The 23,114-nt window shown below is 55.5% G+C and carries 14 protein-coding genes; 12 read left to right on the forward strand and 2 right to left on the reverse strand.

Annotated features, from left to right (window positions below; all coding sequences use genetic code 11):
* Nucleotides 1–26 precede the first annotated feature (26 nt).
* A complete protein-coding gene (locus DN745_RS04790; protein WP_111332638.1) occupies nt 27–632 on the forward strand; it encodes a hypothetical protein in 606 nt (201 codons plus the stop codon).
* 500 nt (nt 633–1,132) lie between these two features.
* Here DN745_RS04790 and DN745_RS04795 read toward each other — a convergent pair whose 3' ends face one another.
* Both DN745_RS04795 and DN745_RS04800 read right to left on the reverse strand, forming a co-directional pair.
* Nucleotides 1,133–1,390 (reverse strand): hypothetical protein, encoded by a 258-nt coding sequence (locus tag DN745_RS04795; RefSeq protein ID WP_111332640.1) that lies wholly within the window; start codon nt 1,388–1,390, stop codon nt 1,133–1,135.
* Nucleotides 1,391–1,503: 113 nt separating this feature from the next.
* On the reverse strand, nt 1,504–2,430 hold the full coding sequence (locus DN745_RS04800; protein WP_111332641.1) for a c-type cytochrome: 927 nt from the start codon (nt 2,428–2,430) through the stop codon (nt 1,504–1,506).
* Nucleotides 2,431–2,681: 251 nt separating this feature from the next.
* Here DN745_RS04800 and DN745_RS04805 point away from each other — a divergent pair, with 251 nt between their 5' ends.
* The 11 genes from DN745_RS04805 to DN745_RS04860 all read left to right on the forward strand — a co-directional run bounded on the left by DN745_RS04805 (nt 2,682) and on the right by DN745_RS04860 (nt 22,930).
* Complete coding sequence (locus tag DN745_RS04805; RefSeq protein ID WP_111332643.1) at nt 2,682–4,574, forward strand: diguanylate cyclase domain-containing protein; 1,893 nt, start codon at nt 2,682–2,684, stop codon at nt 4,572–4,574.
* A gap of 209 nt (nt 4,575–4,783) precedes the next feature.
* Nucleotides 4,784–5,635: a DUF6261 family protein gene (locus tag DN745_RS04810; protein ID WP_133622105.1), complete on the forward strand. Its 852-nt coding sequence runs from the start codon at nt 4,784–4,786 to the stop codon at nt 5,633–5,635.
* 994 nt (nt 5,636–6,629) lie between these two features.
* Nucleotides 6,630–7,925, forward strand: coding sequence for an antiviral reverse transcriptase Drt2 (gene drt2, locus DN745_RS04820; RefSeq protein WP_111332647.1), 1,296 nt, complete (start codon nt 6,630–6,632; stop codon nt 7,923–7,925).
* 35 nt (nt 7,926–7,960) lie between these two features.
* The gene (locus DN745_RS04825; RefSeq protein ID WP_133622104.1) at nt 7,961–9,484 is read left to right on the forward strand and encodes a P-loop ATPase, Sll1717 family; all 1,524 of its coding nucleotides are present in this window, start codon (nt 7,961–7,963) and stop codon (nt 9,482–9,484) included.
* 494 nt (nt 9,485–9,978) lie between these two features.
* Entirely contained in the window at nt 9,979–12,093 is a 2,115-nt protein-coding gene (locus tag DN745_RS04830) for a type I restriction-modification system subunit M (RefSeq protein WP_111332650.1), read from the forward strand.
* Nucleotides 12,090–13,229 carry a restriction endonuclease subunit S gene (locus DN745_RS04835; protein WP_111332652.1) on the forward strand — a complete coding sequence of 380 codons (1,140 nt, stop codon included), beginning with the start codon at nt 12,090–12,092 and terminating at the stop codon, nt 13,227–13,229. The genes DN745_RS04830 and DN745_RS04835 overlap by 4 nt, the downstream gene beginning before the upstream one ends.
* Nucleotides 13,226–17,134, forward strand: coding sequence for a type I restriction endonuclease subunit R (locus DN745_RS04840; protein WP_133622103.1), 3,909 nt, complete (start codon nt 13,226–13,228; stop codon nt 17,132–17,134). The genes DN745_RS04835 and DN745_RS04840 overlap by 4 nt, the downstream gene beginning before the upstream one ends.
* Before the next feature lie 132 nt (nt 17,135–17,266).
* Complete coding sequence (locus tag DN745_RS04845; protein WP_111332653.1) at nt 17,267–18,043, forward strand: hypothetical protein; 777 nt, start codon at nt 17,267–17,269, stop codon at nt 18,041–18,043.
* Nucleotide 18,044: 1 nt separating this feature from the next.
* Nucleotides 18,045–21,377: a DEAD/DEAH box helicase gene (locus tag DN745_RS04850; protein ID WP_111332655.1), complete on the forward strand. Its 3,333-nt coding sequence runs from the start codon at nt 18,045–18,047 to the stop codon at nt 21,375–21,377.
* A gap of 47 nt (nt 21,378–21,424) precedes the next feature.
* Nucleotides 21,425–21,865, forward strand: coding sequence for a diguanylate cyclase domain-containing protein (locus DN745_RS04855; RefSeq protein ID WP_111332656.1), 441 nt, complete (start codon nt 21,425–21,427; stop codon nt 21,863–21,865).
* A gap of 213 nt (nt 21,866–22,078) precedes the next feature.
* On the forward strand, nt 22,079–22,930 hold the full coding sequence (locus tag DN745_RS04860; RefSeq protein WP_133622102.1) for a DUF6261 family protein: 852 nt from the start codon (nt 22,079–22,081) through the stop codon (nt 22,928–22,930).
* Nucleotides 22,931–23,114 lie beyond the last annotated feature (184 nt).

The raw sequence follows: 23,114 nt of genomic DNA on the forward strand, positions 1-23,114 counted from the left end.
TTATCCCCCCGAATGAGGAGAGAGAAATGTTTGCAGGTTTTCAGAAGATGAGTCGTCTATTGGTCGCCGTCCTTGTGTTCTGTTTCGTTGGCGGGCTGGTCGGAGCAGAAGCGTCTGCCCAGGACAAGAGCCCGACGGTCGTGATGAAGTTTGACGGCCAGTTGCCGACGAACAAAAAGATGTCGGCCAAGGACGCTGGCAAAATCTTGACCAAGCTCGCCGTCATCGAACACAGCGGTGAAAAGACGCAGAAGTTCGACACGTTCGTGGCCTTTTTCAAAGGCGGAAAGCTCACGAACTTCACCAAGAAAACTGTCAGCATCGGTGCAGACACCACGCTCGCCGGCTCGAAGTGGTTTCCTGGCGACATGTTCTTTCCCGGCGACATGTTCTTTCCTGGCGATATGTTCTTTCCCGGCGATATGTTCTTTCCCGGCGACATGTTTTTGTCTGGCAGCGATTGGGTCAAGGGTGACGAAGAAACGTTGACGATGCTCGCCGCCAAAGCCGCGAAGTCGATGGGAGCAAAGAAGGGCGATGTTACTGTTTTGGCGGTCGCAGTGCCGGCCGATGCGAAGCTACGTGCGAAGACCAAGTACAAACCGTCCGCCATGCTGGTGCGCGGCAAGTAACGGTCTTGCGCCTTCGACGACCTTGGGGCGCCGCTCGATCGTATTGAGGGTGGCAAACACTTAATTGCAGCCCGCAAATACACCGTTTCGAGCGGCATCCAAGGCGAGCGCCCAAACTGAGCGGGGCACGTCGTCGACTGGTACGGCAAGACAAGCCGCACCAGCGCCCCGGCTTACTATACCCCCACACGCACAATCTTGAGATGTGAGCCGTCGACCACCGAGACATCCTCGGCGATGACGGCGCGCGTATGGTCACCCGCGATCGATTTGTTGTGTCAGGTCTCCGGATATCGGGGTGTCACCCACCCCGACAAAGGGCTATTTATGGGCTTGAGAGCGTGATTCGGCATCGGTGACCGGGACGAGAAATACCGCAGCTTGGTCTTTTTTGTCGCGTCTGTCCGTCGAGGTGCCACCCACGCTGACGAAGGTCTGTCCGTCGTGGTGCGGTCGGTCGGGGTGGGTGGCACCCTTACACTTGGCGCGGGGGCGTCGAGCTAGATCTCCGTGATATTGCTGAGCACTTGCATGCCCATGGTGGGGCGGTCGGCCCCAAAGAAGACGTCTGAGGCGTCGAAAAAGAAGGAGGGGCGGTCGGAGTTTTCTGCGCGCAATTGATAATTGATACGCACCCGAACATCGGCGTTCTGGACGGCCTTGAGCGCCTTTGTCCACGGGGTATCCGGGTCCCAGGGGCTCCCCTGAATGTGGGGCTGAGGTGCGCCACCGGGAGCTCTTTGGGCGCGCGCGCTCATAGGCGCGGGTTCCTCCTCTTCCGGGGTTCGGTCGGGGTGGGTGGCACCCTTACGCTTGGGGTTCGGTCGGGGTGGGTGGCACCCTTACGCTTGGTTTTTTTGTGGGATTATTTTTATTTACCCGGCAACTCAATCTTCTGCGCCTTCATCGCCTCAAGATAGCTCCAGATGCTCGCCAGCTCAGCCTCGCTGAGGTGAGAGAACGCCGGCATCTGACTATAGCGAAATTGCTCCGGGTTCGAGATATAAGCGAGCACAAAGTCTCGGCTGCGGTACTCCGTGATATTCTGGGGGATATTCATCTCCGGGCCCACGCGCCCCCCGCTCAGGTTCACCGAGTGGCAAACAATGCAATTCTGGCGAAACAGCGCATAGCCGCGCTGGGCGGGGTCGTCTTCCGGCAGGTCTGCGGGGCTCGCGTGGGCGTAGAGCGCCTCGTGCGAGCTGAGCGCGAACTCGGTGAGCTGCCAGGGGCGCGGGTGGGTCTGCTCATTTTGCTGGGAGTCCTTGACCCAGATCATATACAGCGGCGAGGGGTCTGCTTTTTTGGCCTCGATGGGCTCCCACCCCTTCGGCGGCTCGTCGGCAAAAGCCGCGTAGCCGCCTTCCTCAAACAGGCGCGCCCCGTGGGTGGGCACGGTATAGCCGTCGAGGGCGCCCAGCACGATGTCCTGGTCGGCGAGCGCCTCGGCGGTCTGTCCGAAGCCGTACGGAATGAGCTCGCGCAGCGAAAACGCCTGAAACGTCTTCTCTTTGTCGTAGAGCGGGTCGTGGACGGTGACCTCGTGGGTCGGCACATGCTCGATGAGCTCGGCCAGGCTGAAGCTTCGCGTCTGGCCGTCGGCGCCGGTGAATTTGACTGCGTGGCGTGAGCTTACCTCGTCTTTAGGGGGCTCGGCGGCGTCGGTCTTTGGGGCCAACGTGGGGGGCCCCGCGGCGTCGGGCTGCGGCGCCTCGGGCGCGCGCTCACAGGCGAAACTCGTGGCGGAAATCAGCAGGGCGAGCAGACGAATAAGGGGCGTGCAATTTTGTGTGATCATGGGGCAAAACGGTAAGTGAGAGTTGAAGGAGCGTGTTGGAAATGCGCGGTGATGCGTCGTACGTCGTGGTGTCTGTACTTAGCGCACGCGCGGCGTGTTGAGAATACGAATCGCTGTAGCCCGGCGTGTGCCTTCGGTCCAGCGCCCCAACGCGCCCGGACAGGGTTTGGGTCGCAGCCAGTGATTATGCTATTTAGAGCGCGTAGGCGCCGACACGTTTCCTAGTTCAACCGCACACACCGGAAGAGAATATGGCATTGGATGACGAGCCAACGATCGTGACGCGGGCGATGAGCGATGAGGTATTCGAGGCACTGATCGAGCACCTTCCTGACGCCGTCGTCTTCGCGGACCTGGAGCGCCGGATGGAGTTCGTCAGCAAGGGGTTTGTCGAGATGTTTGGGTACGAGCCCGAGGAGGTCATCGGTGAGAATACCCGCATGCTCTACGCCAATCCGTCGGACTTCAGCGCGCAGGGGAGCCAGCGATTTAACCCCAAGGCTGACGTGGTCGCCGGGGCGTATATCGTCGAATATCGTCGAAAAGACGGGACGGTCTTCCTCGGTGAGACCCGCGGCGTGCCGGTGCGCGACGCCGATGGTCGCACGCTCGGATATATGGGGATTGTCCGCGATGTCACCAAGATGGTGCGCGACGCCGAAGAGCTCCAGATCGTGCGCCACGAGTTGGCCGAGCGGCTGAATCGCTCTCAATTGCTCTTCGACCTGTCGACCCGCGAGTACCAGGGTGTCGAAGACCTTCTGGAATTTACGCTGGCGAGGGCCGCCAAGATCTTGGGAGAGCAGACGGCCATCTTTAGCCGCATCGCCGGGCAGCAATACGTCATCGAGGCGTTCGTCTCGCAGACCGGCCAGGCCGTCGAGCGCGGCACGGTATTTGAGCTCGGGAATACCTATTGCTCCATCATGCTCGACAGCGGCGGCGTCCTGCAGATTTCGCATATGGGCCAATCCGAGCACGCCGGGCACCCGTGCTACGAGAATTTCGCGCTCGAGTCCTATATCGGCGCGCCGGTCGAGATCGGCGGCAAAGTAGTCGGGACGCTCAATTTTACATCCAGCACGCCGCGCGTCGTCCGCCACCCGAAGGTCGATGAGGAGTTCGTCACCATGCTGGCAGGTTGGCTCGGGGTCTTCTTTGACCGCGCCCAAACCCAGCAGCGCCTCGCCCGGCAAAACCAGAACCTCGACGCGATGGTCGAGCTGCAGGACCTGCTGCAGCGCGCCGAGCTCACCCAATTGGAGTCGGTGCGCGCGTTCGGCGAGTTCCTCTTTGAGCAGGTCGATATCCTGGGCCTGGCGGTCGCGGTTTTCGACGGCGGGCGGCTGCGCGTGGTCGACGCGCAGGGCTCGCTCGACGCGCTGTCCGGCAACGAGCTGCCCGAGCAAATCGTCCCCGAGACGCCCGGCGAATTCGAGCGCCCGTCCCTGCAACGCTGGCAGACCTCGCGCAGCGCGATGCCAGGCGCCAGCATGACCCTTTGCGCCAACCTATCCTACGCCGGCCAGAGCGTCGGCGCGCTGGTGGTCGACGTCCGGGGCCAGGACGCCTTCGACCGCCGCGACCGCCCCATCACCGAGCTCAGCGCTGGCCTGCTCGCCGCCCGCCTGTCGGTCGTCCGACAATACGAGCGCGCCCAACACGAAGCGACCACCGACTCACTCACCGGCCTGTCGAACCGACGCGAGTCCATCCGGCGCATCGAGCACGCCCGGCGCAACGCCCCGGGCGCCCCGATCGAGCTGGCCATCCTCGACGTCGATGAATTCAAGAAGGTCAACGACACCCACGGCCACCTGGTCGGCGACGCGGTCCTTCGCACCCTCGCCGACACCCTGCAGGCCCACTTCCCCGAGGCCATCGCCACCGGCCGGCTCGGCGGCGAAGAGTTTATCGTCGCGTCCCACACACACGGAGAAGCGCGACTCGCCGACGCGCTGCGCGAGATGCTCCAGGCGTTCGGCGCGCACAAATTTAGCGCCGACGGCGAGACCTTCTTGGTCACGTTCAGCGCCGGCGCGGCGCAGCTTGGGGAGAGTGAGGATATCTACGCGGCGATTGAGCGGGCGGATGCGGGGCTTTATGAGGCGAAGCGGGGTGGGCGGGCGCGGGTGGTTGGGTAGGCGGCCACTCATTTCGTTTTTATCCACTTCGCTACCCCTAAGTTGACGCCCCACACCCCTCCGAATTACTCTCACCGAGCATTCACACATCAGTTCTCAGCAGTAGTGCGCAAAACCCGCCCATGCGGGCCCAGCGCTTTTGAGAGTGGGAAACGCGTAACCTCGAATGGGCCGCGTGACGCGGCGAAATTACTGCGATGGAGACGAGTATGATGCACCCACGGTTGGGCGATAATCTGAATATGTATCGGTTTGGGATCGGGTCGATCCTCTTTGCGCTGGAGGAGGTCGAAGCCCTGGCGCAGTCGGCAGGCGAGGCCGAGCTGGAAGCGCGTTGTGCCCACGGGCGCGACAAAGCGCGGGCCGCGCGCCAGCTCCAATTCGATTGGGCGCGGCGCGACCGCAGTCGGCGTCTGGCGCGCCCCGAGGCGGTCGCGCGTGACCAGCAGGTCGACCGCACGCTGAGCCAGATCTACGGCAATATCAAGAATTTCGCGGGGATGGAGCGCGAGTCGCCGGTGCGCGAGACCGCGCGGCGCATGCAGGCCCAGCTCTTTCCGTTCGGGGTTTTCGAGATCACCAGCAAGACCTTCGAAGAGGAGCATAGCGCAGTCAAAGAGCTGCTGCGCCGGCTGCGCGCCGATTTCGCAGCCGAACTCGGCCAGCTCGCGCTCGAGCCGCTGGTCGACGACCTGGAGTGGCTTAACGCCCGATTCGGCGAGGAGCTCCAGACCGGCGAGCGGCTGAGCTGGGATGAGGTGCAGGCCGCGGTCAGCGAGGCCGAGGAAGCCTTCTACAAGGTGGTCTTCGATATATTTGGGCGCACGCTCGACGACCCCGCTCGCCGCGACGCGCTGCTCGCCCCGATCGCCGTGCAAAATGAGCGGATTGGGCAATATATGAAGCGTCGTGGGAGTGTGCCGAAGGTCGACCCGGATACCGGGGCGGTGGTCGAGGGCGAGGCGCTCGACGATGCCGACGCGCCGATTGAGGCTGATATCAATGCGCCCCACGACGAACAGGACCCCGTAACTCCCCAGCCGGCGCCGGTCGCCGAATAATCTCCTGCCTTGCGCGCGGCTCGGCCTCCTGTGTTTTGGGGGCCGAGCCGCGCTGTTTTATGTCTGCGATAGGCCGCGCCGAGGGTTCGGGCGCGGTGCGGGTATTCATCGAATGTGTGAATTTGGGGTGAAGGGCCGTTGCAAGGGGTCTGGCAATGCCTGCAGTGGGGGTCGACCCTGATTGCAGGCATTGCTTTGATGGGTGCGGCGGGGGTTGAGGGGCGTTGCGCGAGTTCGTTGAATGCGCGCGGCGGGGGTTGAGGGGCGTTGCGCGAGTTCGTTGAATGCGCGCGGTGGGGGAAGGGGCGCGGGCGGCTCGCCCGCTTTTGGTGTAGGCCTGCTCCTCCCCAAGCTGGGCGAGAGCGAAGACATCTATGCGGCCGACGATCGGGCGGATGCGGGGCTTTATGATGCGAAGCGGAGTGGGAGTGCGCGGGGGGGGGGCGTTGGATTGGGGTAGGGGTAGGGTTCGGGCGATTCAATTGGGTAGTGTGTCGGAAGGAATTTCGAGACTAGGGGGTGAGCTGATGGCGGCGACGCGTTGAGCACTAGCGGAGCAATATTGGCTATACACTCTTTGGCCAAGGGGGTGGGTTATATGAGTCTTGTTATTGCTTGATGTCATTTTTAGTGTGAAAAGATGTTCGGATGTTCCGGAGCGTATCAAGTTGCTATCGAGATAGTAGCAAGATTTGCTTGTCTTTCATGAGTAATCTACTCGTCCCGGGATATTTCGCATGCGGTAAAAATGTGCTAATATGGTTGAGCCGCCAGAATAGTCTGGTGGGATGTGCATACAATGTGTTTGTCAAGTTCTTTATTAATTTGATAAGCGACATCAGGATGCTCCATATTGAGTATAACCAATACGTTAATCGGGCACTCTCTTTTTGAGGGTGGAGTGGGTTCGTTTTGTCGGGCCTGGCCGTGCGCCTAGAGAGTTATGGGATGTCGATAATCCCTCTCTGTGGCTTTGGTATGATTTGGGGGGGGAATGATTGATTTGGGAAATTGGCAATATGAATCTCGGAGTTATTGTCATTTCGATATTTCTCCTTCAAAAAAGCGCGTTAAGGAAGTACTCGCCACGCCAAACGCAATAACTCGACATTCATTTTGGCCATTTATCCATTTTATTTTGGAGGTTCCTCGTTACCGACCCGAAGAGGGCCGGATGGATATGAAGGAACGGCCAATTTGTTATGCAGCGCATCTCGATGCTGCGATATATTCGTTTTACAGCTTTCAACTTTCTCAGCGATATGAGTCTAGGATAGCGGAGTTTTCCGATTCAGTGTTGGCATATAGAAGTCTCGGTAAATCCAATATCCATTTCGCAAAAGATGCCTTCGACGACATTAGAAACAGGGGCGAGTGTGTTGCGTTGGCCTTCGATGTGAGTGGCTTCTTTGATAACTTGGATCACCGTTATCTTAAAGAAAGGTGGTGTGAGGTAATTGGCGGAATCGAACTGCCCGAACCTGAGTATAAGGTTTTTCGCAGTGTAACGCGCTATTCTCAAGTCAATCGTGATGAAGTGTACGAGCAGTTCGGGCTGAACTCGCAAACATCGCCAAAGAAACATCGCATTTGCACGTCACAACAATTTCGAACTCGAGTTCGGGATAAGGGGCTGATTACCGTAAATGACCACGCCAATGGCATTCCTCAGGGCTCACCGATTAGTGCCACCTTATCGAACGTCTATATGCTGGAGTTTGATCGAAAGATGCACCAGCTCGTTAATACGCTTGGTGGGTCATATCGCCGCTATTCGGATGACATCTTATGGATTGGTCGTGTTGATGATGCGGAAGAAGTCGAGAAGAGAATTCGAGAGCTCGCAATATCGGCTCATCTTGAGTTAAAGGAGGATAAAACTGACCGAGTACAGTTTGTTCGAGAGGGCGGACGTCTGATTGCTAAAAGTGATGAAGGGCACCGAGACCTCCAGTATCTTGGGTTCACTTTCGATGGCGAAAGAGCCCGTGTGCGATCGAGTTCTATCTCTCGCTTCTACCGCAAAATGAAGCAGGCTGTTCGCAGTAAGGCAAAGGCGGCCAAAGACTCCGGCGATTTCCGGCTTTTTAAGCGCTCACTATATGAGAATTACTCTCATTTAGGGAAACGAAATTTCATTTCCTATGTGTATCGCGCCGCGGAGATTTTTGGGGATGAGAAAATAAAGGCCCAGGTGCGTAATCATTGGGACGCTTTACAGATAGAGATTGAGGCCGCGGAGAAGTGGTTGGAAAAAGAAGTCAAAAGAACAAATTTGAGTAATATTTGATAGTGGTAAGTTAAACAACTGAAAAGGGTGGCGACGTGGTATTAACGCACGCGAATATTGGAGATGTAGTCGCTGAAGGTGATAAAGACCTTCATAGATACTTTGTAGATACCGCTCCGGCTTTCGATGCAGCCGTCGATCTCACTGATAAACGGTGCTTTTTGGTTGGTCGGACGGGATCCGGGAAAAGTGCGATAATTCGTGAAATCCAAAAGAGATACGGTAGTAATAGCCGTTATCTATGCGTGTCGATTCATCCAGAAAAGACATATCTCGACAATATTGTTCGTAGTACCGCCTTTAAGGAGGCATCCGCAGACGGGAACTTATCCCAGATTATCTTCAAGTTGGTTTGGCACTATGCCATTATGACTCGGGTCTTGCTTGCGAAGTACGGGCCTGATGGTCCAAAGCGAGGTTGGCAACCAATTTTTGGCGATGATCTACGAGCATATAAATTTTTAAAGCGGGCCAATCAGCTTTCAGCTGAAGGTCGTACCTTCAGCGATATCGTGGTCGAGTTTATTCGGGAGATCAAAGTCGGTGTAGGGAAGGTTTCGGCGAGTTTTGGGCTTACCGCGCCGAAAGACAGCTCTTTGCAGGAGATTCAGAAGCTTCTAAAAGAAACAGAGAGTTTTTTTGAGAAAGGGTTTTGGAATGTGTTGAAGGGACAGAAACTTTATTTGTTGTTCGATGATCTCGACCAAGGCTGGGACCCAGACAGCGATGCACAGCAGCAACTGGTTAGAGCACTTTTCAGTGTTGTTGCTGAGTATAATCACCGTGAGCGTGTAAAGCCGGTTATTGCCTTACGAGCTGATATTTTGGCAGGGTTAAAGTTACCACAGCGGGAAAAGTTCTTTGGATATATGCAATATGTTCGATGGACTACGCCACTACTGAGCGAAATGCTCGCTCTTAGGATTGAAAATTACTACAATATTCCTGCTGACAAGGTACATAAGCATTTCTTTCGAGGAGACGTGTCTGGAACGCCACTTCTTGACTTTCTCGTCCAAAATACTCTTCGTCGCCCGCGAGATCTGCTTATGTATGCCCAAGCCGCAATACAAGAGGCGGTGGAACAGGGCGACGATTATGTGTTTGCCAGGCATATTAAAACTGCTCGCCACAGGTATTCCAAAGGACGCGTTTACGCGCTTCATGACGAGTGGGGATACCTCTATTCGAATTTAGAGACTTTTCTCATGTGGCTTGCCGAAGAGGTCTCCACAGAGAAACTAAAAAAACCGTTGAATCCTCGGGAGTTGAGAGACGCATTGGGTGCCGTCAGAGATAGGACCATTTTGTCTGATGATGCGGGCGCTCCCCTTTGGGTAGTATCTTATTTCCCAGAGGGGTCCAAAGACCCCAAAGAGCTTGTTTCGATCTTGTATAAAGTAGGTGTTCTTGCAGTAAATGAAGATGGCCAAATATATACAGAGGACCTTGAGCCAGAATTGCCCAAGATTACTAGCAACACTGTCTTCGAGTTTCATCCGATGATTGTTCCCTTTATGGAGGAGTATCATGGCGGAGATGACACCATTTGGGATTGAGAGGTCCTCGGAGATTAATGGCAATAGTGGGGGGGAGAGGTTGCGCGGGCGTTCTGTGAATGCAGGTTTTTGGGGGCGGCTCTACGGGGCTTGGCAATGCCTGCAGTGAGGGGCGATATTTATTGTAGGCATTGTTGTAATGAAAGATAGCGGGGCTTGTTTGGATTGTGTTTTGAGCCGCGGATATGCTCGGATTGTCTAAGTCTGTGTTCAAAGTCTAACGGGAATTCGGGTGCACAAGTTTGAGCGGTGAATGGATGTGTCAGTGGCCTGCGGGAAACTATAACTGAATATTCGGAGATGCCGTCAGCGAACGACTTTTGATGGAGTACCTACAAACTCGCTGGGTGGACTTATTTCCCGCATACCGATCGCCATCCGATGATAATATGCCGAATTCCGCTTGAGCGCCTCCGCGCACGCGTGTTAACTTCACCCAGCAAAAGATAGCAGTGAGGGGCGAGCCCTAATTTTAATAAGTAGTGAGGTAGTAGATGGAGCGAGACGAACTGAAGCGATTGGAAGACTCTCTTTGGGAGGCGGCCGACCGTTTACGCGCGAATAGTAAACTCAATGCCACCGAGTATTCGATGCCGGTCTTGGGGCTGATCTTTTTGCGTCACGCTACCAATCGTTTTGACCGGGTTCGCGAGCAGATTGAGGCGCGTTTGCCGCGTCGAGGTGGTAAAACTCGCCCGATTACGGCTGCGGACTTCGCCAGTGAAGGCTCCATCTTTTTGCCCGAGGAGGCGCGCTACGACACCATCGCGGGTCTCCCCGAAGACCAGGATATCGGAAAGGCGATCAAAGAGGCGATGGAGGCGGTCGAGGCACAGGTGCCCGAGCTGCTTCAGGGAGTGCTTCCTCGAGAATATCCTAAATTCGACCCGGACCTGCTGCGTAACCTGGTCCGCGTCTTCAATAGCGATGAGCTTCGCACGCCCACCAATGACGATATCTTCGGGCGTATCTACGAATATTTTCTCAATAAATTCGCGATGTCGGGCGCGCAAGAGGGCGGAGAATTCTTCACGCCGCCGTCGCTCGTGCGAACCATCGTGAATTTTATTGAGCCCACACATGGGCTCATCCTCGACCCCGCGGTTGGCAGCGCAGGTATGTTTGTGCAGGCGGCGCACGCGGCCGAAGCGGCGGGGCGTAAGCCCTCGGATGTGCTAAGTTTTTTCGGGCAAGAGAAGTCCGAAACCAACACCCGTCTCGCGCTGATGAACCTCGCCGTTCACGGCCTCGAAGGGACCATCCAGCAGGGCAATAGCTTCTACGATCGCATCGACGATAAGGTTGGCCAATGCGATTTTGTCATGGCCAACCCGCCCTTTAACGTCGATATGGTCGACCCGACCAAACTCAAGGATGACCCGCGCCTGCTCGCCAGCGTGAAAACGCTGGGTATCAGCAAAAAGACGAATACCGTCAGCAACGCGAATTACCTCTGGATTCAATATTTTTATGGCTATCTCAAACCCCAGGGGCGCGCCGGTTTTGTCATGGCGCAGTCGGCGACCGATGCCGGCCATTGGGAAAAGAAGATCCGCCAGCAGCTCGTTGAAACGGGCGATGTCGATATTATGGTGTCCATCGGCACCAACTTCTTTTATACCCGCTCGCTTCCCTGCTCGCTCTGGTTTTTCGATAAAGGGCGCGCCGCTGAGCGCAAGAATCAAACTCTGATGCTCGACGCGCGAAATATCTACCGCGTAATCAGCCGCAAGATTCGGGACTTCTCCGACGAGCAGCTCGCCAACCTGACTGCTATTGTATGGCTCTATCGCGGCCAGACCGACCGCTATCTCGAGCTCATTCGAGATTACTTTGCCACAAGTCAAGACGCGGCAGCCCAACTCGGCGAGTCACTCGCTGCGCTTGATGCGCCTAATGATAAACTCAGCGCGCAATTAGATAATTTGCTGAAGAGCGCTCCCAAAGATGCCGAGGCGGAGGCGTTGACCGCACTGCAGGCCACCATCACCGAGCGCGGCGACGCCATCTCAAGCCTCTCAAAGACCCGCACTGCGCTTCTCGCCGACCTCAGCAAATGGTTCGAGCAACAGGGGATGAAAATCCCCGCCACGAACGCCGAACAAGTCGCTCGCCACGATAGCTTTCAGCCCTTTATCGAGCGTTTCGCGACGCTGCGACGCCAGATCAATGAGGTCCATAAGCTAAGCAATCGCGCCTTTGATAGTGCGAAACGCGATCTTGGGGCCACGAAATGGGATGCCTGGGAAGGGCGCGAAATCAGCAAGCAGCAGGACGCCCTCGACGAGGCGCGCCATGCTGCCCTCGAGGCCATCAAGGCGAGCACCTATCCCTTCGCACAGGTCACCTGGCTTCAGACTCGTTTTCCGGACGGCGAGTACGCGGATGTGCTTGGTCTATGCAAGATGGTCAGCAACGAAGAGATCGCCGAGCAGGATTATAGCCTGACGCCCGGACGATATGTCGGCGTCGCACCTCCCGAACCCGAGGATGAGGAGGCCGTCGAAGAGCGACTTCGCGAGATTCATGTGGAGTTGGCGAGCTTGAATGAGGAGGCGGTGGCGCTGGCGGCGACGATTTCGATGAATTTTGAGGAGTTGGTAGGATGAGCGCGAAGAATATTTATACAGTCGGTGATGTATGTAAAATTACTTCAAGTAAACGAATTTATCGTGCCGATTATGTCGCCTCGGGGGTTCCATTTTTTCGTAGTAAAGAGATTATTGAGCAGTATCATGGTAATCAGGTTTCGAGCGAACTATATATTTCTGAAGCCAAATTTGAAGCGATAAGAAATAAATTCGGTGTTCCTTTGCCTGGCGACCTCCTTTTGACTTCTGTTGGAACTCTTGGTGTTCCTTATCTTGTAAAGTCCGGAGACCGTTTTTACTTTAAGGATGGGAATTTAACATGGTTTAGGTGTAAGGAGAACCTTCAGCCCAAATACCTTTATTATTGGTTTGTTTCTCCACAAGGAAAAGCACAACAGAACAGAGCGCGGATTGGTTCATCACAAGCTGCATATACAATATCATTGCTGAAAAAAATGGAGATCTATTTACCTCCAATTCCCGTCCAACGCCGCATCGCCGACATCCTCTCCGCCTACGACGACCTCATCGAGAATAACAACCGGCGGATGGCCCTGCTCGAAGAGTCTATTCACCTGCTCTACCGCGAATGGTTCGTCTACCTGCGCTTCCCCGGCCACGAGCGGGTGAAGGTTGTGGATGGTGTGCCGGAGGGGTGGAGTCGTCAAACTCTTGGTGAGTTGGTGACACTTAATTATGGGAAAAGTCTGACAAAAAAGACTCGAATTCCCGGCAATGTTCCAGTTTATGGTTCTAGTGGGATAATTGGGTCGCATAATAAATCTCTTGTTGGTGCTCAGAGCGTTATTGTTGGACGAAAAGGCAATGTTGGCGCTGTTTATTGGTCGGAAACACCTTTCTTCCCTATTGATACAGTCTTTTATATTTCTCCTGAGGAATCGTCACTCTTTGTTTTTGCGATGTTAAAGGCGCAGACGTTCGTGAACAGTGATGTTGCAGTGCCTGGTCTCAACAGGAATTACGCCTACAGCAAAAAAATCTTAGTTCCGTCGGAATCGCTTTTGCACGAGTTTAATAAAATCGCCCGAATTATATGGGTGCAACGCGAGAGTTTACATTCCCAAAACCAAAAACTCCGCGAAGCCCGCGACCTCCTCCTCCCACGCCTCATGGACGGGAGGATTCCGGTATGAGCGCCGAATATTCCGAGGACCAGCTTGTGCAGCAGACCACCGCCGACTTCCTCGCCGAGGAGCTCGGCTGGCGAAGTCTTATGGCGTGGCATGAGGAAACTTTAGGTCCAAATGGAACACTCGGGCGCAAGAATGAGAACGAGGTTGTGCTCACTCGCGAGCTCGAAGCCGCGTTGCGCAGGCTCAATCCCGGACTGCCCGATGTGGCCTATGATGAGGCCATCAACAAGCTCACAGTGACCCGTGCGACGAAGTCTCTATTTCAAACCAACCGCGAGATGACGGCCCTTATCCGCGACCGCGTACCGGTCGAATTTAAGGATGAGAATGGCGAGTCGCGCGCGGAGCGGCTGCGTGTTATTGATTTCGACCAGCCCGAGAATAACGACTTCCTCGCGGTTCGTGAGTTATGGGTCCAGGGGAAGTATTACCGACGACGTCCGGATCTCATCGGCTTCGTCAACGGGCTGCCGCTGCTCTTTATCGAACTCAAGGCTCATTATAAAGATGTGCAAGTCGCCCATGACGATAATTTTAGCGATTATCAGGATACGATTCCGCACCTCTTCCACCATAACGCGTTGGTGATGCTCTCCAACGGTGACGAGGCGCGGGTGGGCACCTTCTCAAGCCCCTACGACTTCTTCCACGAGTGGAAACGCCTCGACGAAGACGAGACCGGCGTCGTCGATTGGGAGACCATGCTGCGCGGCATCTGCGAGAAGCAACGCTTTCTCGATATCGTCGAGAATTTCATTCATTTCGACGAGAGCCCCAGCGGCGGACCCATCAAAGCATTGGCCGCCAACCACCAATACCTCGGCGTGAACCGCGCCTTCGAGGCCGTCCAGGAGCGCGATGTCCGCGCGGGCAAGCTGGGCGTCTTCTGGCATACCCAGGGCAGCGGCAAATCCTATTCGATGTACTGGCTCGCCCAAAAAGTGCATCGCAAGGTGGCGGGATCATTCACCTTTATCATCGTCACCGACCGCGACGAGCTCGACACCCAGATCGTAAATACCTTCGTCGGCTGCGGCGCTGTCGCCGAGGCCAAAGCCCCCATCGTCCACGCCAGCAGCCGCGCCGACCTAAAGAAGCTGCTCGCCGAGGACCACCGCTATATCTTCACGCTTATCCATAAGTTTGATGTCAACGAAACCGAGCCCTGCACGCTGCGCGACAATGTCATTGTCATCGCCGACGAAGCTCACCGTACTCAGAACGGCAAATTGGCCGAGGCAATGCGCCTCGCGCTTCCGAACGCCGCCTTTATCGCGTTCACCGGCACGCCGCTGATGGAGGGCCCCGAGGACCAACTCACCCGCGATACCTTTGGTTATTATGTCTCGCGCTACGACTTCAAACGTGCGGTGGACGACGGCGCAACGGTCAAACTCTTTTACGATAACCGTGGCGAAAAACTCCAACTAGTCAGCGCTGATATCAACGAGCGTATGGCCGAAGAGTTGGAGAAACACGACCTCGAACCCGACCAAATCCAACGACTCGAACAAGACCTCGCCCGCGACTATCATATCCTCACCAGCGACGAGCGCCTGGAGCGCGTCGCGCGAGATCTGGTTGCCCACTACGCGAGCCGGTGGGAGACCGGCAACGCGATGCTTATCTGTTTGGATAAGATCACTTGCGTGCGGATGTATAACCTCATCGAGAAGTTCTGGCTGGAGGAAACCGAGCGTCAGGCGCGTCGTGTACAGCAATTACGCGAAGACCGAAGCGCGTTGCCCACAAAGCTCGCCAACGTCACCGAAGACGACCGCGCACGCCTGCTCGCCGTCGCGGACGGGCATATTGAGCGTGGTGAAGCGAAGCTTGTCTGGCTCCAAGAAACCGAGACCTGCGTGGTCTTTAGCGAGGACCAAAACGAGGTTAAACACTTTAAGAAATGGGGCCTCGACATCCTTCCACATCGGCAGAAACTGAAGGAGCGTGACCTCTCTGCCGAGTATAAAAATCAAGCGCACCCGTTTCGCCTGGCTATTGTCTGTGCGATGTGGCTAACGGGATTCGACGTCCCCCAATTGTCGACGCTCTATATCGACAAGCCAATGAAGGGGCATAACCTCATGCAGGCCATCGCCCGCGCTAACCGCAAGGCGCCTGGCAAAAACAATGGTTTGATCGTCGACTATAATGGGATGCTTAAAAGTCTGCGCGCCGCCTTGGCGAAATACGGCGATGGACCTGGGCCGGGAGGCGGCGCAGGCGAGAGTGATACCGCGCCGACCGTCAATCTCGATGAGCTCGAACAAGAACTCCAGATCGCGGTCGTCGACTGTGAAGCACATCTTCAGGACTGCGGTTTCGATATTCAAAAGCTCGCCGACGCCGTCGGTTTTGCTAAACTGGCGCTATTAAGCAAGACGAACGAAGACTCTGCGGTCAACGCCGTCTGTCAGACCGACGAGACCCGTGCGCGCTTTGAGGTTCTAGCCCGCGAAGTCTTCAAAAAGCGTAAAGCCTTGGTCGCTGAGCCCCAGCGCATCACTCCCTATCGCAAGCGCGCCAACGCCATCGAGGCCATTTATAAGAAGCTCGAAGACAATAAGGCGGCGGCCGATATTAGTGAGGTGATGATGGCGCTCCACGGCATCGTCGGTGAGTCCATCACCCACGCTGGCGCGACCCGAATGCCCGGCGCCAAATCCGGCAAGGTCTATGATATCAGCCATATCGACTTCGACCGGCTCAAGTCGGAGTTCTCCAAGAATTCGAATAAAAATACCGCCGTCCAGTCGCTCAAAGACGCCATCGACAAGCGTCTTCAGCGCATGATTGCGCAGAACCCGCTGCGCACCGACTTCTACAAGCGCTATTCGGCCATCATCGCGGATTACAATCGCGAGACCGACCGCGTCACCATTGAAGAGACCTTCGAAGAACTCGTTAAGCTTGTCGGTGAGATGGGAAAAGAGGAGCAACGCGCCATGCGCGAAGACCTCGATGAGGAGAACCTCGCCGTCTTCGACGTGCTCATCAAACAAAAAGACGACCTCGACACCCGCACCCGAAATCGCGTCAAAGAGATCGCCCGCGACCTGCTCGACCTTATAAAATCAAAACTCGGCGAGCTCGACCATTGGAAGGAAAAGCGCCAGACCCAGGCCCAGGTCAAAAGCCTGATCTACGACTATCTCTATAGCGAGGAGACCGGTCTGCCGATCGACGCTTATACCGAAGAAGACGTCCAATCACTCGCCGAAGTCGTCTATCTGCACGTCTATCGGCAATACGAAAGCGCCGACGAAAATGTCTATGCCTCCGTCGCAAACGGCGGCCTCGGGCTCGCCGAATCATCGGTCTCAACCGTAACCTCGACCCATACACAATCGTCGAGTATCATCGCATTCCCCAGCGGAACCTCGACCTCGACCACCGCTTCCAATCGTCAGCTCAATATCCTCCCTCACGCTAGGGTTGATCCGTTCGTCAACGCAGTCCCACTCCTCGACCTAAAGGTCGCCGCCGGCGGTTTCTCAACCGAACAAGCCGTTTACGCCGTTGATGATTTCGATTGGGTCACTCTCGACGGCCAAACCCAACCCGCCCCCGGGCTTTTCGTCGCCCAGGTTATCGGCGAGTCGATGAACCGCCGTATCCCCAACGGCGCCTGGTGTCTCTGGCGCGCCAACCCCGGCGGCACCCGGCGGGGCAAAGTCGTTCTGGCGCAACTTCGTGACATCACCGATCCGGAACATGGTGGTCGTTATACCGTGAAGGTTTATGAGTCGGAGAAGGTGGCGGATGAGGAGGGTGGCTGGCGACATACGGTCGTGCGGCTGAAGCCGCAGTCGGATGATGCGGGGTTTGAGGTGATGGTTTTTGAGGGTGGGGAGGCAGGTGAGTTGCGGGTGGTGGCGGAGTTGGTGGCGGTTTTGGGGTGAGTGGGCAATGTTTTGGGTAGAGACAAATGTAGTTGCTTCGACATAACCGCCGAAGTTTTGTGAGTATCGATTCGGTAATATGTGGTCAAATCCAAACGGCAGCGTTTAAGGCGCTGGGGTTGAGTTAATGAAATGCTGAAGCGTGAGTTGCTTGATGATATGTACTGCCAGGGGGTCTCTTTTATCATTACTGATAAGGGCAAACTGGCTCGAACGATCGCGCTGATACTTGTTCAAGAATATACCGTGGCAAGGGATATTATAACCGGCAGTGTGTGCAAAAATAGCGTTGCAGAAATGCCCATCGATATGGATGAAATCGAAGACATTATTACCCGCCGACTGAAGCCACCGGACGTTTTCCACCGGGATGGTTTTCTCTTCCAACTGATAATGTGGTTGGCGGCACATCTTGATCTTGATGATGGTGACTTGGTTGCATTGCCACATACACAAGCTTCAGCAAAAGGTCAGGACTCGCTTATTATTCACCGCGCGGATGAGGCTGTGATTGCGTTGTCAATTTGCGAAGACAAAGCGACTAAAAATCCACGGAGTGTTGTCCGAGACGATGTTTGGCCAGAAATTAAAGACTATGAGGCAGGGGGCAGGCGAGATGAACTTCGTTCGAGTATTATCGCTACTCTTGGGTCGAGCGGCATGAAACAGGAAGAAGCGATATCTCTCGTTCGCCGCATCTCGTGGGAAGGTCGTCGAAGGTATCGGGTGCGCATTACATTAGAAAAAGAACGTCGCAAAGGCCTCTTTAAGGGTTTTGACACACTTGTTCCCGGACTAGTTGATCGTAGACGCGGTGAGACGGTTCAAATCCCAGAACTGAGGGGGTGGATGACTGATTTCGCTAATAAAGTTGAAAACGAGCTCCGCGAATACGCCCAAGGGAAATGATATGTTCGATTCTGAGACAGTCCGACTTATCCAAGATGCCGAACCGTTGGAGGGGCTAGATATCGAAAAGCTTCCTCAACTTCTAACCGAGGCATATGCGAAAGTAGTTGCGGCTCGCTTAGGGGCTGTCGAATTGACTGATGAGCGCCGCGACGCAAAGTGGGCCGAGTCGCTGGAGACACTTCGTCGACTTGCCGATACCTATGAGGGATTCTCCATCTTTCTTCCTGAGGAGAATCCGCATCGTGAATCCTGTGCGTTTGTGGCCGGTGCTGCTCATCATACACTTAGTCAAGCTCGGCTGATTGAAGCTCGCGTTGCTGGGCTTGATACAAAAACACCATCACTATCGGCCAATGGTATCGGTTCAGAGGTCGCGGCATGTCTGTTATTCCTTCTTGCTGGTCAACAGGCGGACGCTGCTGAAATTGCGAAACTCTTCAATCATCCAAAAAATGGTCGTTATGAGTCGCAAGTATTAAACTATCTTTCCGCACTCGCATCTGGCGATGGAGGGCAACTTCAATGGATTATAAACGAGAATTCAATCGGCGTTCATGACGATATTGTACCTGATTATCTACAAGGAGCTGCTGAAGCGTTGTGGGCGAAGATCGCACACAGTCTTCGTTTGATGTCATATATTGTGATGGGGATTGAGAACCGTGAAAGTCCGTTCGACGTGCTTGATTCTGTTCTTAAAACAATATCTGCCGCACAAAGAAAAGTCCCGATAGAAGACATTAGTCTTGTTGTTCGCCCGAGTTTGGCGGGTCCTTATCATTTCGCTAAATTAGTTCGCGAAGTTTTCAATAATTTACTAAATACTGCAGTTATCCGTGTTCCGCCGCCTACCGGTGTTGAGTCGGGGGAGTGGAATAGGTTCCTTCGCTCTTTCGCATTACGGCGCCCGTTTATTTGGCGGAACCATGCGAACGCATTTTTCAACGGCTTTCTCGAACCTGGTTGTTCGTTTGTTCTGACTTTCCCGACGGGCGCTGGCAAAACAACAGTGACCGAGCTTCGGATTGCAGCGGAGCTTATGCGAGGACGTAAGGTTGTATATCTTGCGCCGACGAGAGCCCTCGTTAATCAAGTCTCGCAAGAACTTTCAGAGCGTCTCAAACCAATTGCAAAGTCGGTCGTTCGTGGAGGTTTTGGGGAGGATTTCGGAGAAATTACAACTGGCCGTGTGTTCGTTCAAACGCCTGAGCAATGTCTGGCCTATCTGTCCTTCGATGAGAATGTACATTCAGATTTGGGTTTGGTCGTTGTGGACGAAGCCCATCAAATCTCGGGTGAATTGCCCGCGAACGATGGTTCGGAACGGCTACCCGGACGACGGTCGATGGATGCTATGTGGACGCTTCTTTTGCTTCAGCAGCGGTCGTCCGAGGCCGATATTATTCTGATCTCAGCCATGGTTAGTAACGGATCAAAATTGGCCGATTGGTTAGGCGATACTACTCAACGGCCCGCAAGCGTACTGGAAGCGCCTTGGAAACCTACGAGACAAGTACGTGGAGTGGTCGCTTATGAGGCTAACGATATTCAACGACTCAATAATATACTTAACGTCAGAAAACAGACCACAGGAAAGAAAACACCAGGAAAGGCAGATAAGTCTGGGGTGGAGGCACAGCCGTTGGGGTTATTTTGTCATACACAAGTTTGGGATACGGCTAGTAGTTTTGCCAAATTCCCGCTCCTTCCAGAAACTGTGCCGCTAGCTGTAAATAGGCACTGGGGTGTTACTGCAAATAGAAATCAGGTTGCTGGGCGCTTGCTTGCTGCGATGGTGAATGCCGCCATGCGCCCGATCGTCTTTACCCAGCAAATTGGCTACACAAAAAATATTGCCAAAGTCGCTTGTTCGATACACCAGTCTGCGGGCATCCCAGAAATAGTCGTCACATCCAAAGAAAAATCGCTATTTAACGCCGCAGCACTCGAACTGGGAGGCGCTCAATTCGTCGAAGGCCTGGTTGAAGGGCGCATCGGAGTTCATCACGGACTGTTGTTGTGGCCGGAACGAATGGCAGTTGAGTCAGCGTTCCGGAGATCAGATGGCTTGGTTGCACTAGTCGCCACGCCAACAGTTGCACAAGGAATCAACCTCCCGGCTGAGGCAGTTGTGATTGCCGGTGATGATCGATGGACTGATGACATTGAGAGAGGTGGTATGCAGCCGATGGCAGTGCATGAACTTCTGAACGCGGCTGGTCGCGCGGGGCGTGCAGGTCATTATGCACATGGCATTGTGATTAATTTGCCTGGAAAGGTCTTAACGATCGAGGATAAAAATGCTGGATACGAGATCAATCATTTCAATCATGTCATGTCGTTATTTGGGTTGCCCGACCAATGTCTGGATGTGATTGATCCGATTACTCAAGTTATTGACCGAATCGAATCGGCTGGACTGGATTCCGACGTGAGCAACTATCTCGTTCGAAGGGCCGCTGGAATTCCTGAAGACCAACTCGTTCGTATCTTTAATGCCGCACTGGGCAATGTAACAACGTCTGATCGAGAAGCCCGAGCCATCCATCAGGCAAGGCTTTTGCGAAAATTTGGTGCTGTTCTCGACGACGAACAGGAGGACAAAAAAGAACAGAATTATGAACAATGGCGTGAGTTCGCGAGCGAGGTCGGTATTTCGCCAGTTATTTTAGCCGATATAGCTGCGGCAATTCCATCCCAAGAGTCTGTCGCCACTTGGAGCTTTAAAAGCTTGCTAGACTTTGTACTGCGAAGAGTCGTGCATCACCTTTTTGCAATGGTGAATCCTGATAGCTCTGGGCTTGAACGTATCATCCCTCAGGCACACACTGGTCACGGTTGGCGCAAGAAGTTTACCGAGAGCTATTCTGAGTGGGAGAGTCGGTGGCGCGCGATCATTCCGAGTGTATTAACCGCTTGGATGGCGGGCAATCCGATTGCAGACATCGGGAACTCACTTCATACTGCTCGCGGTGCGAATAAAAAGGTTAATGCTGTTCATCTCGGACGACGTTTTGCGTTACATTCAGCATCGAGCGTCGCCTATGGCGCTTCAGTTGTGATTCGCATATTCGAGAAGGTTCTTGGAGATGGTATTCCCTTTGTCTTGAGATCACAGCTACAGTTAGTCTCAGGATGTGTCAGGGAAGGTTTCGACGACCCAGACAAACTATTGTTATTCTGGAGTTTGCGCCGTTATAACGGCTTGTATCCTCGAGTATTGGTTCACCGTGAGTTTGCAAGCATTCAGTCTAAACTTCCCAATTGGATTGACATGCCCGAGGTGGAGGAGCGCCGCAGCCATATCCAGAAGGTTTGGTCTGCTAAATGAAGGATAAGAGAAATAGTGGCGTTGCTTCGAGCTAGCGGACACTCACTTTGGGCTGTATCGGCCATTTCGAACATGCTCGGCGCGACGCTCCGGGCACCCTCATCGAGCTGGCCATCCTGGACGTCGACGAGTTCAAGAAGGTCAACGACACCCACGGCCACCTGGTCGGCGACCAGATCCTGCGCGCCCTCGCCGACGCCCTGCAGGCCGACTTCCCCGACGCCATCGCCACCGGCCGGCTCGGCGGCGAAGAGTTTATCGTCGCCGCCCTCACGCGCGGCCACGCTCAGCTCGCCGGGGCGCTGCGCGAGATGCTCCAGGCGTTCGGCGCGCATCAATTCACCACCGACACGGCGACCTTTTCGGTCACGTTCAGCGCCGGCGTGGCGCGGCTGGGCGAGAGCGAGGATGTCTACGCGGCCATCGAGCGGGCGGATGCGGGGCTTTATGAGGCGAAGCGCGGTGGGCGGGCGCGGGTGGTGGGGTAGGCGGGGAAGGACGCATCTTGCTATTACCTTCTATTCCACCACCCAGTTGACGCCCCACACCCCTCCGAATTACTCTCACCGAGCATTCACACATCAGTCCTCAGCAGTAGAGCGCAAAACCCGCCCACGCGGGCCCAACGCTCTTGAGAGTGGGAAACGCGTAACCTCGAATGGGCCGCGTGACGCGGCAAAATTACTGCGATGGAGACGAGTATGATGCACCCACGGTTGGGCGATAATTTGAATATGTATCGGTTTGGGATCGGGTCGATCTTCTTTGCGCTGGAGGAGGTCGAGTCCCTGGCGCAGGCGGCGGGCGAGGCGGAGCTGGAAGCCCGTTGCGCCCACGGGCGCGATAAAGCGCGGGCCGCGCGCCAGCTCCAATTCGACTGGGCGCGGCGCGACCGCAGCCGGCGCCTGGCGCGCCCCGAGGCGGTCGAGCGCGACCAGCAGGTCGACCGCACGCTGAGCCAGATCTACGGCAATATCAAGAATTTCGCGGGGATGGAACGCGAGTCGCCAGTGCGCGAGACCGCGCGGCGCATGCAGGCCCAGCTCTTTCCGTTCGGGGTTTTCGAGATCACCAGCAAGACCTTCGAAGAGGAGCATAGCGCGGTCAAAGAGCTTCTGCGCCGGCTGCGCGCCGATTTTGCCGTCGAACTCGGCCAGCTCGCGCTCGAGCCGCTGGTCGACGACCTGGAGTGGCTTAACGCCCGATTCGGCGAGGAACTGCAGACCGGCGAGCGGCTGACTTGGGATGAGGTGCAGGCCGCGGTCAGCGAGGCCGAAGAGGCCTTCTATAAGGTGGTCTTCGATATCTTTGGGCGCACGCTCGATGACCCCGCCCGCCGCGACGCGCTGCTCGCTCCGATCTCGGTGCAGAACGAGCGCATCGGTCAATATATGAAGCGTCGTGGGAGTGTGCCGAAGGTCGACCCGGGAACCGGGGCGGTGGTCGAGGGCGAGGTGATCGACGAGGCGGACACGCCGATTGAAGCGGATATCAACGCGCCCCATGACACTCAGGACCACGTGACTCCCGAGCCGGCGCCGGTCGCCGAATAATCTCCTGCCTTGCGCGCGGCTCGGCCTGCTTTGTTTTGGGGGCCGTGCCGCGCTGTTTTATGTCTGCGATAGGCCGCGTCGAGGGTTCAGATGCGCTGCGGGCGCTCTGCGAATGCAAGATGTGGGGGCGAAGGCCCGCTGCACGCGGCCTGAGAATGCCTGCAGTGGGGGGCGACCCCCATTG

The organism is Bradymonas sediminis (assembly GCF_003258315.1).
Classification (GTDB): Bacteria; Myxococcota_A; Bradymonadia; order Bradymonadales; family Bradymonadaceae; genus Bradymonas; species Bradymonas sediminis.